14 protein-coding genes are annotated in these 15,718 nt (G+C 65.0%); 10 read left to right on the top strand and 4 right to left on the bottom strand.

Going from position 1 to position 15,718, the window contains the following annotated elements; genetic code table 11:
* Positions 1-50: 50 nt before the first annotated feature.
* Positions 51-356, bottom strand: a complete 306-nt coding sequence (rpsF, locus tag FB478_RS16630) for a 30S ribosomal protein S6 (protein WP_013602900.1) — start codon at positions 354-356, stop codon at positions 51-53.
* A 266-nt stretch (positions 357-622) separates the two neighbouring features.
* On the opposite strand from rpsF, the gene FB478_RS16625 reads away from it, so the two are divergent.
* From FB478_RS16625 to FB478_RS16590, 8 genes are all read left to right on the top strand, one after another.
* On the top strand, positions 623-1,369 hold the full coding sequence (locus FB478_RS16625) for a glycoside hydrolase family 16 protein (protein ID WP_261377432.1): 747 nt from the start codon (positions 623-625) through the stop codon (positions 1,367-1,369).
* A 273-nt stretch (positions 1,370-1,642) separates the two neighbouring features.
* A complete protein-coding gene (locus tag FB478_RS16620; RefSeq protein WP_018769838.1) occupies positions 1,643-2,737 on the top strand; it encodes a hypothetical protein in 1,095 nt (364 codons plus the stop codon).
* 11 nt (positions 2,738-2,748) lie between these two features.
* Positions 2,749-3,567, top strand: a complete 819-nt coding sequence (locus FB478_RS16615; RefSeq protein WP_018769839.1) for a glycosyltransferase — start codon at positions 2,749-2,751, stop codon at positions 3,565-3,567.
* Complete coding sequence (locus FB478_RS16610) at positions 3,557-4,846, top strand: lipopolysaccharide biosynthesis protein (RefSeq protein ID WP_018769840.1); 1,290 nt, start codon at positions 3,557-3,559, stop codon at positions 4,844-4,846. The genes FB478_RS16615 and FB478_RS16610 overlap by 11 nt, the downstream gene beginning before the upstream one ends.
* Complete coding sequence (locus tag FB478_RS16605; RefSeq protein WP_018769841.1) at positions 4,843-6,624, top strand: hypothetical protein; 1,782 nt, start codon at positions 4,843-4,845, stop codon at positions 6,622-6,624. Before FB478_RS16610 ends, FB478_RS16605 begins: the two co-directional genes overlap by 4 nt.
* Positions 6,621-6,962: a hypothetical protein gene (locus FB478_RS16600; protein ID WP_018769842.1), complete on the top strand. Its 342-nt coding sequence runs from the start codon at positions 6,621-6,623 to the stop codon at positions 6,960-6,962. The genes FB478_RS16605 and FB478_RS16600 overlap by 4 nt, the downstream gene beginning before the upstream one ends.
* Entirely contained in the window at positions 6,959-7,201 is a 243-nt protein-coding gene (locus FB478_RS16595; protein ID WP_018769843.1) for a hypothetical protein, read from the top strand. The genes FB478_RS16600 and FB478_RS16595 overlap by 4 nt, the downstream gene beginning before the upstream one ends.
* Complete coding sequence (locus FB478_RS16590) at positions 7,198-8,256, top strand: hypothetical protein (protein ID WP_018769844.1); 1,059 nt, start codon at positions 7,198-7,200, stop codon at positions 8,254-8,256. The genes FB478_RS16595 and FB478_RS16590 overlap by 4 nt, the downstream gene beginning before the upstream one ends.
* A gap of 160 nt (positions 8,257-8,416) precedes the next feature.
* Here the strand turns inward: FB478_RS16590 and FB478_RS16585 are convergent, their stop codons facing one another.
* Positions 8,417-9,388, bottom strand: coding sequence for a glycosyltransferase family 2 protein (locus FB478_RS16585; protein WP_018769845.1), 972 nt, complete (start codon positions 9,386-9,388; stop codon positions 8,417-8,419).
* Positions 9,389-9,416: 28 nt separating this feature from the next.
* Positions 9,417-10,232 (bottom strand): glycosyltransferase family 2 protein, encoded by an 816-nt coding sequence (locus FB478_RS16580; protein WP_018769846.1) that lies wholly within the window; start codon positions 10,230-10,232, stop codon positions 9,417-9,419.
* Positions 10,233-10,826: 594 nt separating this feature from the next.
* Between FB478_RS16580 and FB478_RS16575 the strand changes: the two genes are divergently transcribed.
* Both FB478_RS16575 and FB478_RS16570 read left to right on the top strand, forming a co-directional pair.
* Positions 10,827-13,550 carry an AAA family ATPase gene (locus tag FB478_RS16575; RefSeq protein ID WP_315898352.1) on the top strand — a complete coding sequence of 908 codons (2,724 nt, stop codon included), beginning with the start codon at positions 10,827-10,829 and terminating at the stop codon, positions 13,548-13,550.
* 187 nt (positions 13,551-13,737) lie between these two features.
* Complete coding sequence (locus FB478_RS16570; protein ID WP_144601144.1) at positions 13,738-14,397, top strand: NeuD/PglB/VioB family sugar acetyltransferase; 660 nt, start codon at positions 13,738-13,740, stop codon at positions 14,395-14,397.
* On the opposite strand, the gene FB478_RS16565 is transcribed toward FB478_RS16570, so the two are convergent.
* The gene (locus tag FB478_RS16565; RefSeq protein ID WP_144601143.1) at positions 14,394-15,716 is read right to left on the bottom strand and encodes a M18 family aminopeptidase; all 1,323 of its coding nucleotides are present in this window, start codon (positions 15,714-15,716) and stop codon (positions 14,394-14,396) included. The two genes, FB478_RS16570 and FB478_RS16565, sit on opposite strands and share 4 nt — an antisense overlap.
* Positions 15,717-15,718 lie beyond the last annotated feature (2 nt).

Here is a 15,718-nt window from a genome sequence, read left to right as displayed (position 1 = left end):
GGTGAAGAGTGCGTGTCCTGCGGGGTAAAGAATGAAGAGGTGGTGCTGAATTACTCAGCAACAACCTTCTGCTCTTCGGGGCGGGTGATCTTGGTGCGCATGATGGTCTCGTTAAGAGACAGCTGGCGGTCAAGTTCCTTGGCGGTTTCCGGCTTGGCGGTGAAGTTCACCACGGCGTAGATACCTTCGGACTTCTTCTTGATTTCGTAAGCCAGACGGCGACGGCCCCAGATGTCAACCTTTTCGATGGTTCCACCATCGTTGGTGATGACATTCAGGAACTTCTGAAGCGACGGCTCAACGGTACGCTCTTCGACCTCGGGGTCGATGATTACCATCAATTCGTAAGGACGCATATGTGAACCCACCTCCTTTGGGCTAAGCGGTTACGGCATTTCCGTAACAGGAGGTTCATTTGCGATTCCGTGCAATGCCTTGCCCCGGAACGGAGGCAGGACGCAGCACAGACTTCAATATCCTAGTGCATTTGGACCCGATAGGCGATTCGCGCTTGACTCAAGGCTAGTGCCGTGGTGCGAAGCCCAGGCAGCGGCGCGGCACGCTATGTGGAAAAACCGCGGCTGCTATCCACCCCGCCGCTGAAGCCCCTATTATCTGACACATGCGTCGACCCGCGATGGCCCTGGGGATGGCGGCACTGTTCCTGTCCGGCTGCTCGGCCAGCTCAGCCCAACCCATGACAGACTCTGCCGCGACCTCTGCCGCGGCAAGGCTGGGCTGGGGCACGCCGATCGCCGGCGACGAGTTCAATTACGCCGGGGCACCGGACGCCGCGAAGTGGTCCGTGTACGACAGTGACGGGCACGCAGGGAACGGCATACGCAGTCCCCGGCAGGTCACGGTGGATGGTTCCAGGATGGTCATTACCGGAACCTCGGATGGCACGACTGCGGGAATGAGTGCCAAGTTTGGCCTCCAGAGGTATGGCCGCTGGGAAGTCCGGGCAGCGGGCTCCGGGGACGATGAGTACCATATGGTGTCGATCCTGTGGCCGGACAGCGGGCACTGGCCCTGTGACGGTGAAGTGGACTATGCGGAGACTACTGGTGACTGGAACCGCACCAATTTCTTCCACCACTTCGGATGCTCGAACTCTAAGACCTCTGTTTCCAAGCCCCTGGACGTCACGCAGTTCCACAACTACGCAGTTGACTGGTCCCCCGGCGGCATCATCGGCTACGTCGATGGCGTGAAGTGGTTTGAGGACAGCGACCCCACGCATCAGCCACCGGGTTCGATGCACCAGACGTTGCAACTGGACTGGTTTCCGGACGGCACTCCCAATGGTCACGGCGAGATGCGGGTGGACTGGGTTCGCGTCTACGCCCAAGGTACCCCCTCTACCTGACGCACCGAACGGGACAAACCCCCAACGTACTTAACGCCACGCCCGGACGTGCCCCTCCACCCCCAGCCCTGCGAAAAGCGCGCCATTCCCCACGTAGCAGGCGATGCAAAAGGCGAGTACTCACTACCGGTGTTTACCCGGGCGGCCTACCCTACGCTCGATTCTGCCGGCGGAGTTTTACGGCCGGGGGTTTCGAATCCGTCTACGGGCACTGGGTGGATTGGCCCGGGCCGGAGCTGTATTCGGCCGACACCAATCAGACAGGGGAGGACTATGAGCACCAGGCGGGCGAAGGCACTGCACTTCGACATTCACGGCCGCGTCACGATCAGCGTCGACGCAATGGCCCCCACGGCAAGGCAGCTTCAAAGCATGTTGGCGTGTTTCGCCTCCGACACGGAGGATCGGCAGCCCGACATTATTGTTGATGACCGCCCCGAGCCTATGCCGAATGCCGGCTTCGTCGAGCATGAGCTGGCGTACACGGACAACAGTGTGCGCTTCCAGGCTGACCGGGTCCAAGTTGTCAGGGGTGCAGAGCAATGGCGTATTCACGGACCCGGAGAGCTCTTGACCTCCGTGGTACCGGTTCTCGATGCCGCCATGATCTCCCGCGGGGCGGCCATGATCCACGCGGCAACGATGGCCTACCGGGGCCACGCCATCGCGCTGCCCGCGGCCGGCGGGACCGGTAAGACCAGCACCGCCGCCAAGCTGATGCGGCGTGAGGGCTGGTCGTTCATGGGTGACGACTGGGCATTCCTCGCCGAGGACGCAACGCTGCTTGGATACGCGAAGCCCATGTTCATTAAGCCGCATCACCGCGCAATCTACCCGCACCTGTTTGAAGGTGCGCGCAAGCCCCTCGTCCCCTCCCGGTTCTCCGGGAGCATCGGACGCCTCACCACTGTGGTGCACCCGTTCGTTATCCGTTATCCACGCCTGGCCGACTTCTCCCGACGGTGGTCGCCGGAGCACCGCATGGTCACCCCGGAGGCAGCGTTTCCCGGTCGGAAGGTGACCACCTCAGCACCGCTTGCGGCCGCCATATATGTGGAGCGCTACGAGGGCGCACGGTCACGGGTTGTTGAACGGACCACCGACTGGATGGTGGACCGCATGATCGGCAACTTCCACATCGAGATGGCGAGCTTCTCGCAGCGGGTCGTTACCGGCCTCGCAGCAAGCTCCGTGGTCCCGTGGCGCGAACACTTCGCGGCGAAAGGACTCGTTCTCAGCAAAGCCCTGGACGGACGCCCCTGCCACCTGTTCCAAGTCCCGGCCGCCTACTCCGCGGACGAGGCATCGGACGATATTGTCCGGCACCTGGACGAGCTGCTGCCGTCGATCCTCGACGAGCAGGCCTAAGGGGGATCACGGTGGGCTACAGCACAGCAGACGTCACCGCGGTCGTTCCGGCCCGCAACGCGGAGCAGCTGCTTCCGCGCTGTCTGGAAGCCTTGCGTCAGTCCGGTGTCGCGGAAATCATCGTGGTGGACGGGTTGTCCACCGACCGCACGGTCGAAATTGCCCGCGCTGCCGGCGCCCGGATCCTTAGTGACGAGGGCCGCGGCCTGCCCTGGGCCCGCACGCTTGGCGTCCAGAACAGCACCACCCGGTGGGTCCTGCTGGTGGATGCCGACGTCGTGTTCGGAGCCACCGGCGTCGCAGACCTGCTCATTGAGTTGGTGGAGGACGGATATGACGCCCTCCAGGCAGGCCTTGAAAGCGTCGCAGGACCCGGCTACTGGGGCCAGGCGCTGGCACATCACCATCGCACCGGACGCAGCCGCAACTGGTTCGGACTCGTCGCCACGCTCGTAGACCGGGACCTGATGTTGGGCCTCGGTTTCGACGACGCATTCAAGTCGGGCGAGGACATCGAACTGCGGTGGCGGATGCGGCAATCAGGGATGAAGACCGGGGTGTCGCAGCGGGTCATGGTCGAACACCGGTTTGCCGCCGACGACTTCGACTTCGCGCTTGACCAGTTCCTCATGGATGGTACGGGACTGGGCCGGATGGTCCGGAAGCACGGCTGGGGCGGCGCACGATTGGCGCTCCTGCCCGCCGCCGCCGCCGTTCGGGGAAGCGCTTTGAGCCTCGCCTCCGGCCAGCCTAAATGGCTTCGCTATTACATCGCCTTCTGCTGGTACAACTACGCGGGTATGGCGAGGGGTTTAGGTCGTGACGGCTGAACGGGAGATCGCTCCAACGGAGGCCCCACCCGTCGTCCGGCATTCCCCCCTGCGCAGCTCGCTTGGACTCGTCCTGGCCAAGGCTGCGCAGACGGGCACGGGTTTCGCATTCTGGGTCGTCGCCGCGCACGCGGCGATAGACCGTGAGGTTGGGTTGACCACTGCTGCGGTTTCGGCGGTGATGATCTGCACCCAGCTTGCGGTGCTGGGCACCGGTTCGGCCGTCATCGTCTCGGTGGGGCGGGGGGAGCCGCCGGCCCGGGTGCTGGACGCGGCGTTTGGCATCGTGGGGGTGGCAGGGACCGTGCTGGCCCTGGGCTACCTCGTGCTGGAGTTGTTCGTGGCGCCGAACACGGCCCCGATGTCGGTTCTCTTCTGGTTGACGTTCGTGGTGGCTGCCGTCACGGGAACCATGTGCACGGTGCTGGACCAGGCGCTCGTCGCGTTGGGACGCGGCAGCAGCGCAACACTGAGGTACACACTGGGCGGCATGGTCTCCCTTGGGGCCACGGCGTTGGTGGCGTTGCAGGCGGCCCACGCGGCTACGGCCGATGTGCTGATGGCCTGCTGGACCCTCGGTTCGGCCGTCTCGTGCATCATCGGTGGCGTCCAGCTGCGGAGATTGGTGGGCTATCGGCCACGGCCGTCCCTGCATCCCGGGCGCGGACGTTCATTGCTGAAAATGGGCATTCCAAACCAGCTCCTCACCCTCACCGAACGCGCCCCGGGACTGGTGCTGCCGCTCCTGCTTGCGCACTTGGTATCGCCGGAGGTGGCGGCCTACTGGTATCCCGCATGGATGATGGCCTGGGCTGCCTACACAGCTCCGATGCTTATAGGCATTGTCCAATTCTCCGAGGGAGTCCGTGAACCGGGCCGCCTGGCGGCCACCACCTGGGCAAGTTTCCGCTGGTCCCTCATAGTCGGTGGCCTCGCTGCGATGGTCCTCATCGTCTTTGCCCACCCGCTGCTCCATCTGCTCGGCGACAGGTACGCCAATGCATCCACCGGCACCCTGCGGTTGTTGGCCGCGGGAGTGGTGGCCTACGCAGTGCTGCAGGCCTACAACTCCGTCTGCCGGGTGCTCGGCCGCTATACAGAGTCGATCATCGTCGGGGTGACACTTGGCGCCGCGCTCTGCGTCTCGGCGCTCCTGGGCGCCGACAGTGGCTCCAGCGCCATGGCCCTTGCGTGGCTGGTAGTGCTCTCCGCCGGGGCCCTGGTCATCGGACTGCGGCTCATCGCAATTCTCCACCGCACCAAAAAGGAGGCATCATGACCAGCACGCTCAAGGAGGCCATCCACCGTCCCCAGGCGCGCTGGAAAACCAGGGATGTCTGGTGCGCCGCAGCGGGGGCGGTGTCGCTCGCACTTGCAGCGTGGGCCGCCTCCACCGTGGCACTTCCTGTGAACAGCGACCTTGGACTGGTCGGTGTGCTGCCCTACCCGTTCTGGGTGGGGGTCCTGATTCTCAACATCGCCTTCGTCGTGGCACTGCGGGGGGATGCCGCAGGCCCTGCACGCAGCCCGGTGATGCTGTGGCTCCTCGTGGTACTGGTGCTCATACTCTTCGGCGCCGCTGTCTTCGTGACGGACGTACCGCGCGGTGAAGTGGCGTTCCGCCACCTGGGCATCGCCGACGCGATGTCGCGCAATGTGGCCATCGATCCCAACATCGATGCGTACTTCAACTGGCCGGGATTCTTTGCCCTCCTGGCGACCGTGCTCGGAACGGCCGGCCTCGACCCCGTGAGCGTTGCCCTGTGGGCACCGGTGTTCAACGTGGGCCTGTGGCTCGTCGCCGTGGCCGTGGTGACACGGTACCTGATCAGCGATCCGCGCCGGCGCTGGCTGGTGCTCTGGCTCTTCTGCCTCGGCAACTGGCAGGACCAGGACTACCTCTCCCCCCAGGCCTTCGGCTTCTTCCTCTACCTGGTTGTGGTGGCCCTGGCACTGGGGCCGCTGGCAACGGAGCCTTCCCACTTCCGCGGGTTCCGGCGCGCCGACCTGGCAGCATGGTGGCGGGGCCGGTCCCCGGCCGAACCCCAGCCGGGGCGCCGGATTGGCGCCCTGGCGGTAACCCTCCTGCTGATCGTGGTCATTTGCGCGAGCCACCAGCTCACGCCGTTCATGGTGCTGATCGCGCTCACCGCCCTTACCCTGAGCGGACGTCTCTGGCCCAGCAGGCTGCCCCTGATCGCCGGCGTCGTACTGGTGCTCTGGCTTGTTTTTCCTGCAAGCACGTACCTCGCAGGCCATCCGCCGCTGGCGGACGCGGGCCTGCAGACCGCCATCGAAGCAAATGTCGTCGACCGCACCAACGGGACCCCTGGACATCTGCTCGTGGTGCAGGTCCGAATGGGCCTCACCCTCCTGCTCTGGGCCCTCGCCGCCGTTGGAACGTTCCGCGACTGGCGCAGGGGGCGCCTTGACATCCGCGTGCTCCTCCTGGCCGTCGCCCCGTTCCTGCTCTTTCCCGCGCAGTCCTACGGCGGGGAAATGCTCATCCGCGTATCACTGTTCGCGCTCCCCTTCGTTGCGATGCAGGCGTCATCGGTCCTGCTTCCCGGAAACGTGGGATACCGGCCTTCCTTCCGTGCTGCGGGAGCCCTTGTCCTCACCTGCATCCTGTTCGCCGTCATGACCGTGACAGGCCGTTTTGGCAACGCGCAATATGACGTCTTTACCGATGACGAGATGGCCGCCATCGCCGCCGTGGACCACATGGCGCCGCCCGGCTCTTCGATTATCTCGGCTGACCATCCCACACCGTGGCGCAACCAGGACTACCTGGAGCACCGATACCGGACCATTGAGGACCTCTGTCCCGCCGACCTGTCGGCCGAAACCTGCGGCCCCCTCATCTACGGTTACGCCAGGCACAATGCCGCCGGCGCCTACCTGCTGCTCCTGCGCTCATCGGAGTCGAGCCTGATCATCCAGGGCCAGACCACCGCCACGGGCCTCGGGGAGCTCGAGGACTGGCTTGATACGCAGGTCGGCGTGGAGCTCGCGTACAGCAATGCCGACGCACGCGTATACCGGGTGGGGCCATGACCGGCCGCGGAGTGAGCCGGCCCACCCTGGCGCTGGGGGTTGCCGCGGTGGTACTGGCCCTGGTCACGCTGGTCGGGTTGCCGACACCGCTGCAGACGGTCGCCGCCATAGCCATCCTTATCCTGCTCCCGGGCCAGGCACTGGCCCGGCTTATCCCGATTACCGACGTCCCGCTTGGCGTGCTGCTCGTCCTGGGACTGGGCCTGGCCACACTCACCGCAGTGTCCACGGCCATGTTCTACCTCACGCTGTGGTCGTGGCAGGCATGCGTCGTGACAATGGCCGTCATTACTGTCCTCGCATGCTTGGCGCGGGCACGTCAGGAGGTCGCATCATGATGGATCTGGCAGGAGTGCTGGCAGCTGCCGTGCTGCTCATCACCCTGGTAACCCTCGAGGTCCGGCGGCTTGGGCCCGGCAGGTCAACCACCGCACCAAGCACTGGATCAAGCACTGGGCAACCGGCAGCAGCGCCGGTTCCCCACAGCCAGTCCAGGAACAGCAGGATCGTCGTCGGCGTCATGTGGGCAGCCTTCCTGCTCCTTCTCTTCCCCCGCGTCCTTGGACTGCTTACGTGAACCTGGGGCGCGGGGCGCGATGGTTGCTCGTCAGCGACCTCCATCTGGACGTCACTGACGACGATCCCCGGAACCCCGGCAGGGTACTGCCGGGGTTCCTCCACCGCGAGGTGCCCGCCGCCCCGGGCATGCAGCAACACCTTGTCTTCGTTGGTGACACTTTTGAACTCACAGGCCTGTCCGAGAACGAGAGCCTGGCCCGGCTTGACTCCATCTTCGAACGGCACCCGGCCACTCTCCGGGCCCTGGAGGCGTGCGTGGCGCGCGGGGTGCAGCTGCACTTCGTATGCGGGAACCATGATGTGGAGTTGGCCCGCCCATCGGTGGCCGCACGGCTGGCGGCGCTGCTGGCACCCGATGATCCCACGCGGGTCCGGGTGCACCCGTGGTTCCTCTATGTCCCCTCCGTGCTGATGGCCGAGCATGGACACCTGCATCACGCGCTGCACCGGATACCCGAGGTGCTGCGCACCGCCGTCAACGGCACTGACGGGCTGGATCTGCCGCCCCTCGCCGCCTGGCATGCCCATCCCACGCGGTCGCGCCTCAGTCGTGCCGGAGCTGTTGCCCAGGCCTGTTTGGCCTCGGAACGGGCGGAACGGCGCGTCCGCGGCCCGGCCTATGACGAGCTGCTCCAGACCGAGTCGCAGCGGCTCGCGCTCAACGGGACGGCAGTGCGGGAACTTGCACGCCTGTCCCGGTTCCGGACGGTGTCAGCGCTTCCCCTTACCGCGACCCGCATGGTGCTTGCTGCCACTGGACGCAATGTCAGTGGCGGGCAAGCTCCTGCGGCGGCAGCCCGGGTGGCGGGCATTCTTGAAGCACACGGTTCCGAAGTGGCCTGGTACATCTCGGCCCACACGCACCGCGCCCTTGAATCACGGCTGGAAGGTTCTCCAACCCGGTACATCAACACCGGCACCTGGTCGTCGGACGTCCGCGGCCAAGGTCCGGATCAGTTGGACCGCCAGGTCTTTCCCTACGCGCTGATCGATGTCGCCGACGACGGGGGTACCAGCGGCGGATTGCGGTACTGGCACCCGGACGCCGGCTGACCCCACTGCCGCAGCCCCTGAACGCAGCGCTTGTGCCGGGTTTGATTCAACCTCCACATTGGGAAAGACCTCTTAGTCGTTGGCTCTGTTTGGTTGCCACCAACGTTAAGAGGTCTTTCCCATGGACGGGACGGGCAGCGTCCTGGCTAGGTGTTCACCCTCACTGGACTTCCCGCCAGACTGCGCCTTGGGGAATTTCACTGCCCAACTGGGTTGTGGAGCTGTGCGCCAGCCGGCGGCCGCGGAGGTAGCCGGCGGAGGTGAAGGCCAATACCGCAAGGACGGATCCTGCCCGTCCCAGTCCCATGGGATTGTCGCCCCGGCTCCAATCGCGGATTCCCGAGAACACGGCGCGCGGCAGTGTGCTGCGGACATACCGCCGTTCGGGACCGAGGGCCCGTTTGTGCCCCACGACGTGGCTGACCTGTGCCTTGGAGAGGCCCTCCGACCAGGACCTGGAAAGCATGTAGCGCACAGTCCCACGTTCCTGCGGGACGTGATGCCGGACCAAGGCAGCAGGTTCGTAAACGATCCGGGAACCGGGTGCGCCCATGGTGGAGCGGATGCAGATCTCGGTCTCCTCGCAGCCAAGCGGCAAATTGCCTTGCCTGCCCAGCGCGATGTTGAAGCCACCAACCTGTCGGAGGACGTCGAGCCTGAAGGACATGTTTGCCCCAATGAGGTTCCGGACTTCGGAGGCAACCGTCGGCATTCCGCGGTGGCTGCATCCAACGATCCAGTCGAGTTCTTCACCGAAGTAGCCTGGGCGGCCCTGGTCCCATACAGGTTCGACGCGGCCGCCAACGGCCAGCACGTCGGGATCGTCGTAGAGGACAAGCAGCCGTTCCAGCCAGTTTGGCGTCGCCACCGCATCATCATCCAGGAAGGCCACGATGTCCCCCTCTGCGAGTCCGACGCCCGTGTTGCGTGCCCCTGAAAGCCCCGGAGGGCCTTCGCTCTCCACCACTGTCACGTCGTCGACAATTTCGAGGAGCCGACCGTAGAGGTCCTCGTTATGGTCCACGACCACCAGGATCTCCTGGGGGGCGACAGTTTGGGCGCGGACGGACTCGATCACGTCCAGCAAAAGCTCCCAACGGCGTTCGGTGTAGGCACAAATCACGATCGACACACTTGGACGGACAATTCGATCCAGCATGCTAAGCCCCCTGAACCAATGCAAGGATGCTCTGCGGGTCGGTTGGCGTCCGCGGAACGCTGACGTTGGCGTAGGCGTACTTGACCCGGCGCAGGGCTTCGGGCCGGGCGCCGGCCGTGGGTGCCTCCCACATGGTGCATTCGTGGGCCAGCTTCCTCAGGACCCGCCACCCATCACGGAAGGTCTGCAGGTTGGAGGCTCCCGAAATCCGGTCAAGCTCAATGCTGGGGACTTCCGCAATCCGGAGGCCGGCCCGTGCTGCCCGGACGATCAGTTCAGTTTCGATTTCGAATCCGTCTGATTCGAGTTGCAGGATCTCAAGGCATTCACGCCGAAACGCAATATATCCGTAGCAGAGATCGGAGTAATTGCTGTGCAGCACCGCGTTGGCCAACTTGGTCAGCGCCTGGTTGCCGGCTTTCCGCAGGCGCGTGAGGTCCTCGGAGCCCCCACCGGTGACATGCCGGGAGCCCTTGACGAAGTCGTAGTCATGTTGCAGCGGGGAAACGAACCACCCGATCTCCTGCGGGTCCATGCTGCCGTCCGCGTCAAGCATGACAATAATGTCGCCTGAGGCGGCAGCGAACCCTGAGCGTAGGGCCACACCTTTCCCCTTGCGGGGCTCATTGACGATGACGAGATTGTCGCGGACCGCCTGGGCTACTCCCACAGTGTTGTCGGTGGACCGGCCGTCCACGATGATGACCTCATCAACGTAGGACGGCATCCTGCGCAGGACCCACGGAATGTTCCTGGCTTCGTTCAGTGTTGGAATGACGACGCTGACGGAGGCCTTACCGGGCTCCGTGCCCTGCATCGCAAGAGTAATTGGGAGCTGGATGGAAATGGACAAATACCTCACCACTTCATGACGTTTGCGGATAGTTAACAACGAACCCGCCCGCTTGGAAGCCGAGCGCGTCTTTGACGCTTTATCCGGTCATGGGTCTGGTCTCGGGCCCCAGCTCTCGTTAGCCTTTGACTCTGGCCGTGGAGAAAGCCTATTTCCACCCCTTTCGAGTGTCACCAGTAGCGAGTACTCAGTTTCTGCAGTCATATTTACTGCGATAAGGCAAGTACGGGGATTACGGGTGCAGGGTGATATTAGGTATAGGGGTTATTGTCTGCCGCGCGTTTTTAAGTACGGGGGTTATCATGCCGCCCTTCGTGGTTCATGCGATGGGGTGGCGCCGATACTGCCGCCAATACCGCAATCGCCAGGCCCTGCAAGGCCCCAGCGTTCGCCGGGCCGGCCTTCAGCCACGCGGCCGGGACCTTGAGCAATTGTGGATCTAATCTTGATGCAATCCAGCGCAAATTTGTGTGGTGCCATGTTTAGTGGCGCGTTATATTCGCTTGTAGCGGCCTACGCGTTGGGGAGCGCGGCCACCATTTGAACCGGCAGTACAAAATGCGGTCTCCTTCTTCGATGATTGGGGACCCCATGCCGCTTGTGGGCCGAAACAAAGAAATTGACCGGATTCTTTCTGCGATCCGTGGCCCCAAGGAAACAGCCTTGGCCATCGTCGGCGGCCGGGGCATAGGCAAGTCAGCCGTGTTGTCCGAAATTCCCTCTCTCTGCGAATACCGGTCCGTGTTCCTGGCCGCCAGCGCCGCTGAATCGGGCTGGCCCTTTTCCGGGCTGACTGCGCTGCTGAATGAGATGGATGACCCGGTCCTGAACGGGTCCGTCGACGCCCTCCGGGGTGGCAACGCCGGTGCCCTGACCGTTCCCGCTGTGTCCGGCATGCTGCTCAGCGGACTGCAGCGCCGGTCGTCAACGCGGACCATCATTGCGATTGACGACGCCGACAGCCTGGATCCGGCCAGTCAAGCAGTCATTGGATTCCTGGCACGGCGACTGGCCGGCACGGAAATTGTCCTGTTTGCGGGCATGCGGGACGAGGTCCCCAGAAGCCCCTTCACCGGCCTCCCCGCCCTGCGCCTGGGTGCGCTGAGCCAGGGTGACACCGTGCGGATGCTGGAAAGCATGCCAATCAAACAGACCACGACGGCGGTGGCCCACGCGGTTGCCGCAGCCACCGGCGGCAACCCGCTTGCCGCCGTCGAACTGTACAGCGGGCTGGTGGAGAGGCACGCCGGCGGCAAGTGCGCACTGCCCATCCCGCTGTCCTCCACGAGCAGCCTTGACGCTGGACACGCATCAGCGGTGGCCGCTCTGACCCCCGGCGCGAGCATGGTCCTGGACCTGCTTGCGCTCTCGTTCCGCAGTGACATCACCACTATCGGGATAATCGACCATGAAGCGTGGCTTCACGCAGATGAATTGGTGGCTGCCGGACTGGTGCAGCGATCCGGACAACACCTGTGGATAGTGGACCAGATGCTGCGGGGCCATGTGCACGCGGCCATGCCACCTGACGTCCGCACCGCAACCCACCGCGCCCTGGCTGAAGCAGCACGGGGTACCGATCGACATGCCCGCAGCTGGCACTTGAGCTTCGCGGTGGTCTTGGAGCACGAAACTCCCTTCCACCTTCTCCGTCACGCGGTGCACCTGGTCCGGAGGGGCGAGGTGTCCTTCGCGGTGGAATGCATCGAGCGGGCCCTCGCCATCAACCCGGGCGAAGCGGAAACGGCGGCACGCCTCACCGGGCTGGCCGAGCTGCTCTTCACCCGCGGTGATCTGGTGCATGCGCGCCGGTACCTGGAGTGGGCGCAAGGGGTCACCCGCGACCCCAACTTGATTCTGCGGTTGACCGGCCTCTCCTTCGAGATCGATTTCGTCCAGGGCGTTGCGGTGCGCTGCAGCATGCTGCAGCGGCTGGTAAAGGAGTTTGGCCAGCACGATCCGGGGTATTCCGCTGGCCTGCTGGCCATCGCCGCCGTCTATTATGCCGAGCGGTGGGAACTGAAAGAGGCAGTTGAGCTGCTGCGCCAGGGCGGCGCGTTCCGCGGCTCCGCGTCCTTGCAGTGCCTGGCCATCGCCGACCATGCCGAACTGCTGGTCGAATCGATCAGCGGCGGAAGGGCAAACCCCTCCCGCCGCCCCGGGCAGGTCCGCAGCGCCCGGCCGGCCCGCCTCCTGCTGCGCGGCCGGGCGCTCACCTATGCGGAACAGTACGAAAGCGCCCGTGAAGCCTTCGCGATGCTCCGCAGCTCCACAGAACCGGACCACGCCAACTGGCGGGAAACAGCAGCCCTCATGGCAGTAGACAATGAGATCCGCGCCGGGAATGTGGCAGCGGCGGTCAGGCTGATCGACGAACTCGAGCTCTGCCAACCTGACCTGGAGTACCACCGGGGAGCCCGGCACCTGTTCCGGGTTTGGCGTGCCTACTCGTTGGGCGATGACGAACTCGCGCGTAACCAGGCCGCCAATGCCCTGGACTATCTGCGATCGGGAAACCACCCTGGGCTCACGGCACAGCTGGCGGCCTGCCATGGCCACTTCGCACTCCTGCGGGGTGACCTGGCGGAGTCCGTTGTCCAGTTGTCCAGGGCCACGGAAATCGGTCTGGGGCTGGGCAACCCCACCCTGCTGCGCTGTGAGGCCGACCTGGTGGAGGTACTGGTCCGTCTTGGCCGGCACCGTGAAGCCACCCAGGCTCTTCAACGCCTGGAAAGCCGTTCGGCGGGGTTGCGCTCTCCGTGGCTGGTCATGGTGGTTGCCCGGAGCCGCGCCATGCTTGCGGACGGCGAGCAGTCCCTGCAGCTCTTCAAGCAGGCGCTTGAAGACAGGAACGGTCACAGGCTTGAGCGGGGCAGGACCCTGATGTGCTATGCGGAACGTTTGCATGGCTTCGGCAGGCTGCGCCACGCGCGGGAGGCCTTGCTCCGGGCCAAGGTGATGTTTGACGAGGCCGGGGCTGATGCCTGGACGCAGCACGTGGACGCCCTCCTGCTGGACGAACGGTGGGAGGCCGCCCGCCCGCAGGGCAACCCGTCAATGCTCTTGCTCACGGACCATGAGAGGGCGCTGGCGATGATGGTGGCCCGGGGGATGCGCAACAAGGAAATAGCCGGCACATTGTATGTTTCGGTCCGCACCGTCGAAGTACGCCTCACGGCCATCTACCGCAAGCTCGGCGTTGAGTCCCGCGCACAGCTGACTGCCCTGGCCGCCGGCAAGGCAACTCCGGCTGCGGAGCCGTACGTCCTGCCCGTCCTGTGATCCACAGGTCCCCGCAGTTTCCACATAGTCCCTGTTCCGAACCACATAGCCTTCGGTGTCCAGCCGGAAAGTGTGCCCCTGGCGAATAGCCTTGTCCCACGTTCAGAGGACGTCACGCGCCGGAAAGGTACAGCATGGACCGGATTCCAGTAACGACACCCCGGCAGGCTGCTGCCGGCGCCGTCACGTGAGCGAACTGATCCTGATAGGTGCCAGCGGCCTGGCGCGTGAAGTCCTGGCCATGGTCCGCGGCAGCGGCCAGTATGACGTGGTTGGGCTGCTCGATGATGACAGGGAGATGGCCGGCGTCACCGTCGATGGTGCCCCCGTCCTTGGCAACATTGATGATGCAGTCAACTACATGCACGCCTTCCTCCTGGTGTGCATTGCGTCCAGCAGGGAACGCGAAGCGGTGGTGTCGCATCTGGGCACCCTGGGGATCGGCGAGTCGAGGTACGCCAGTGCGGTGGATCCTTCCGTCCAGTACCCGGAAGGCTGCCGTGTGGGCCGCGGCAGCATCCTGCTGCGCAACGTAACCCTCACTGCCGCCGTGAGCCTGGGATCCCACGTGGTTGCCATGCCCTCCGTCACGTTCTCGTACGACGACGATGTCTCCGACTTTGCGACCTTCGCCGCGGGCGTCTCACTGGGCGGCGGCGCCAGGATAGGCAAGGGCGCCTACCTCGGATTGAATTCGAGCGTCCGGGAGAGGACATCCGTGGGAGACTACGCGACCATCGGCATGGGCGCGGCCGTTCTCAGCAATGTTCCCGACGGCGAAACGTGGGTAGGGGTGCCTGCCCACCAAATTGACCATGGTGGGTTCAACTACGGCTGGATCCGTTAGGGGTGTGCCCCCGCCGGCAAGGCCGCCGTCCGGAAGAACAGCTCCGTCACCGCGGCCAGGCGGCGTGGATCCTCAATCCCGCACAGCTCCCGCGCGGAGTGCATGGACAGCAGCGGCACGCCCACGTCCACGGTCCGGATGCCCAGCCGGGTCGCGGTGAGGGGCCCGATGGTGGAACCGCAGGGCACCACGTTGTTGGACACGAATTCCTGGTAGGGAACGCCTGCTTCGCCGCAGAGCCGCGCCCAGAATGCGGCGCCGAACGCGTCCGTGGCGTAGCGCTGGTTGGCATTGATCTTCAGCAGCGGCCCGCCGTTCAGCACGGGATGGTTGGCGGGGTCGTGCCGCTCGGGATAGTTGGGGTGCACGGCGTGGCCGGCATCGGCAGAGAGGCAGAACGACGCCGACAAAGCCTGCCGCCGTTGGCTCACCGTCGCGCCCAGGCCGTCGGAGATGCGCACCAGCACGTCCTCGAGGATGGGCCCGCAGGCCCCTGAGCGGGAGTTGGAGCCGATTTCCTCGTGGTCGAAGGCGGCAAGGACCGCAATCGGGCCGCCGGCGGCTGCGGACTCCGCATGGGCGGTCAGCGCTGCCAGTCCGGCATGCGTGGCGGAAAGGTTGTCCAGCCGCCCTGATGCGAAGAACTCCCCCTTGCCCCCGAAAACCGCAGGCGCCTGCGTGTCCGCAATGACGACGTCGTACCCGCCAATCTGCCCCGGATCGACGGATGCGCCGGCAACCGACGCCGCCAGCACGCCCAGCAGGTCGGAGTCTGAAGGACTTCCCAGCCCCCAGACGGGGTTCATGTGGCGCTGTTTGTCCAGGGTGAGGCCATCGTTCACGGCCCGGTCCAGGTGGATGGCCAGCTGCGGGAAGCGGAGCAGCGGCCCGGTGGCCGTGAGGTGCTCGGTGCCATCGAGCATCACCAGCCGGCCCGCCAGCCGCAGCTCCCGGTCCAGCCAGGAATTAAGCAGGGGGCCGCCGTAGATTTCCACCCCGGCCTGGAGCCAGCCGTGCGCACCCGTGGTGGGCTTGGGCTTGAGCTTGAACGACGGCGAATCGGTGTGCGCGCCCAGGATGTTGAAACCCGTGGCGGGTCCCGCGTCTTCGGGAGCCACCCAGGCGATCAGGGCGCCGTCGCGGATGATGAAGAAGGAACCGGGCCCGGCCTCCCACGGCTGCAGCTCATCCAGGCGGGTGAACCCGGCTTCCTCCAGGCGCCGGCCCCCCTCATGCGCAGCGTGGAAGCTCGACGGCGATGCGCTGACATAGGCGCCAAGGTCCTGGATGTGGTCTGCAGCAGAGGGAGGCAAAGGCATGG

It is taken from the genome of Arthrobacter sp. AG367, from assembly GCF_007828995.1.
Taxonomy (GTDB): Bacteria; Actinomycetota; Actinomycetes; order Actinomycetales; family Micrococcaceae; genus Arthrobacter.
The sequence above is the reverse complement of the archived record's forward strand: the minus strand, read 5'-3'. Positions and strand labels throughout refer to the sequence as shown.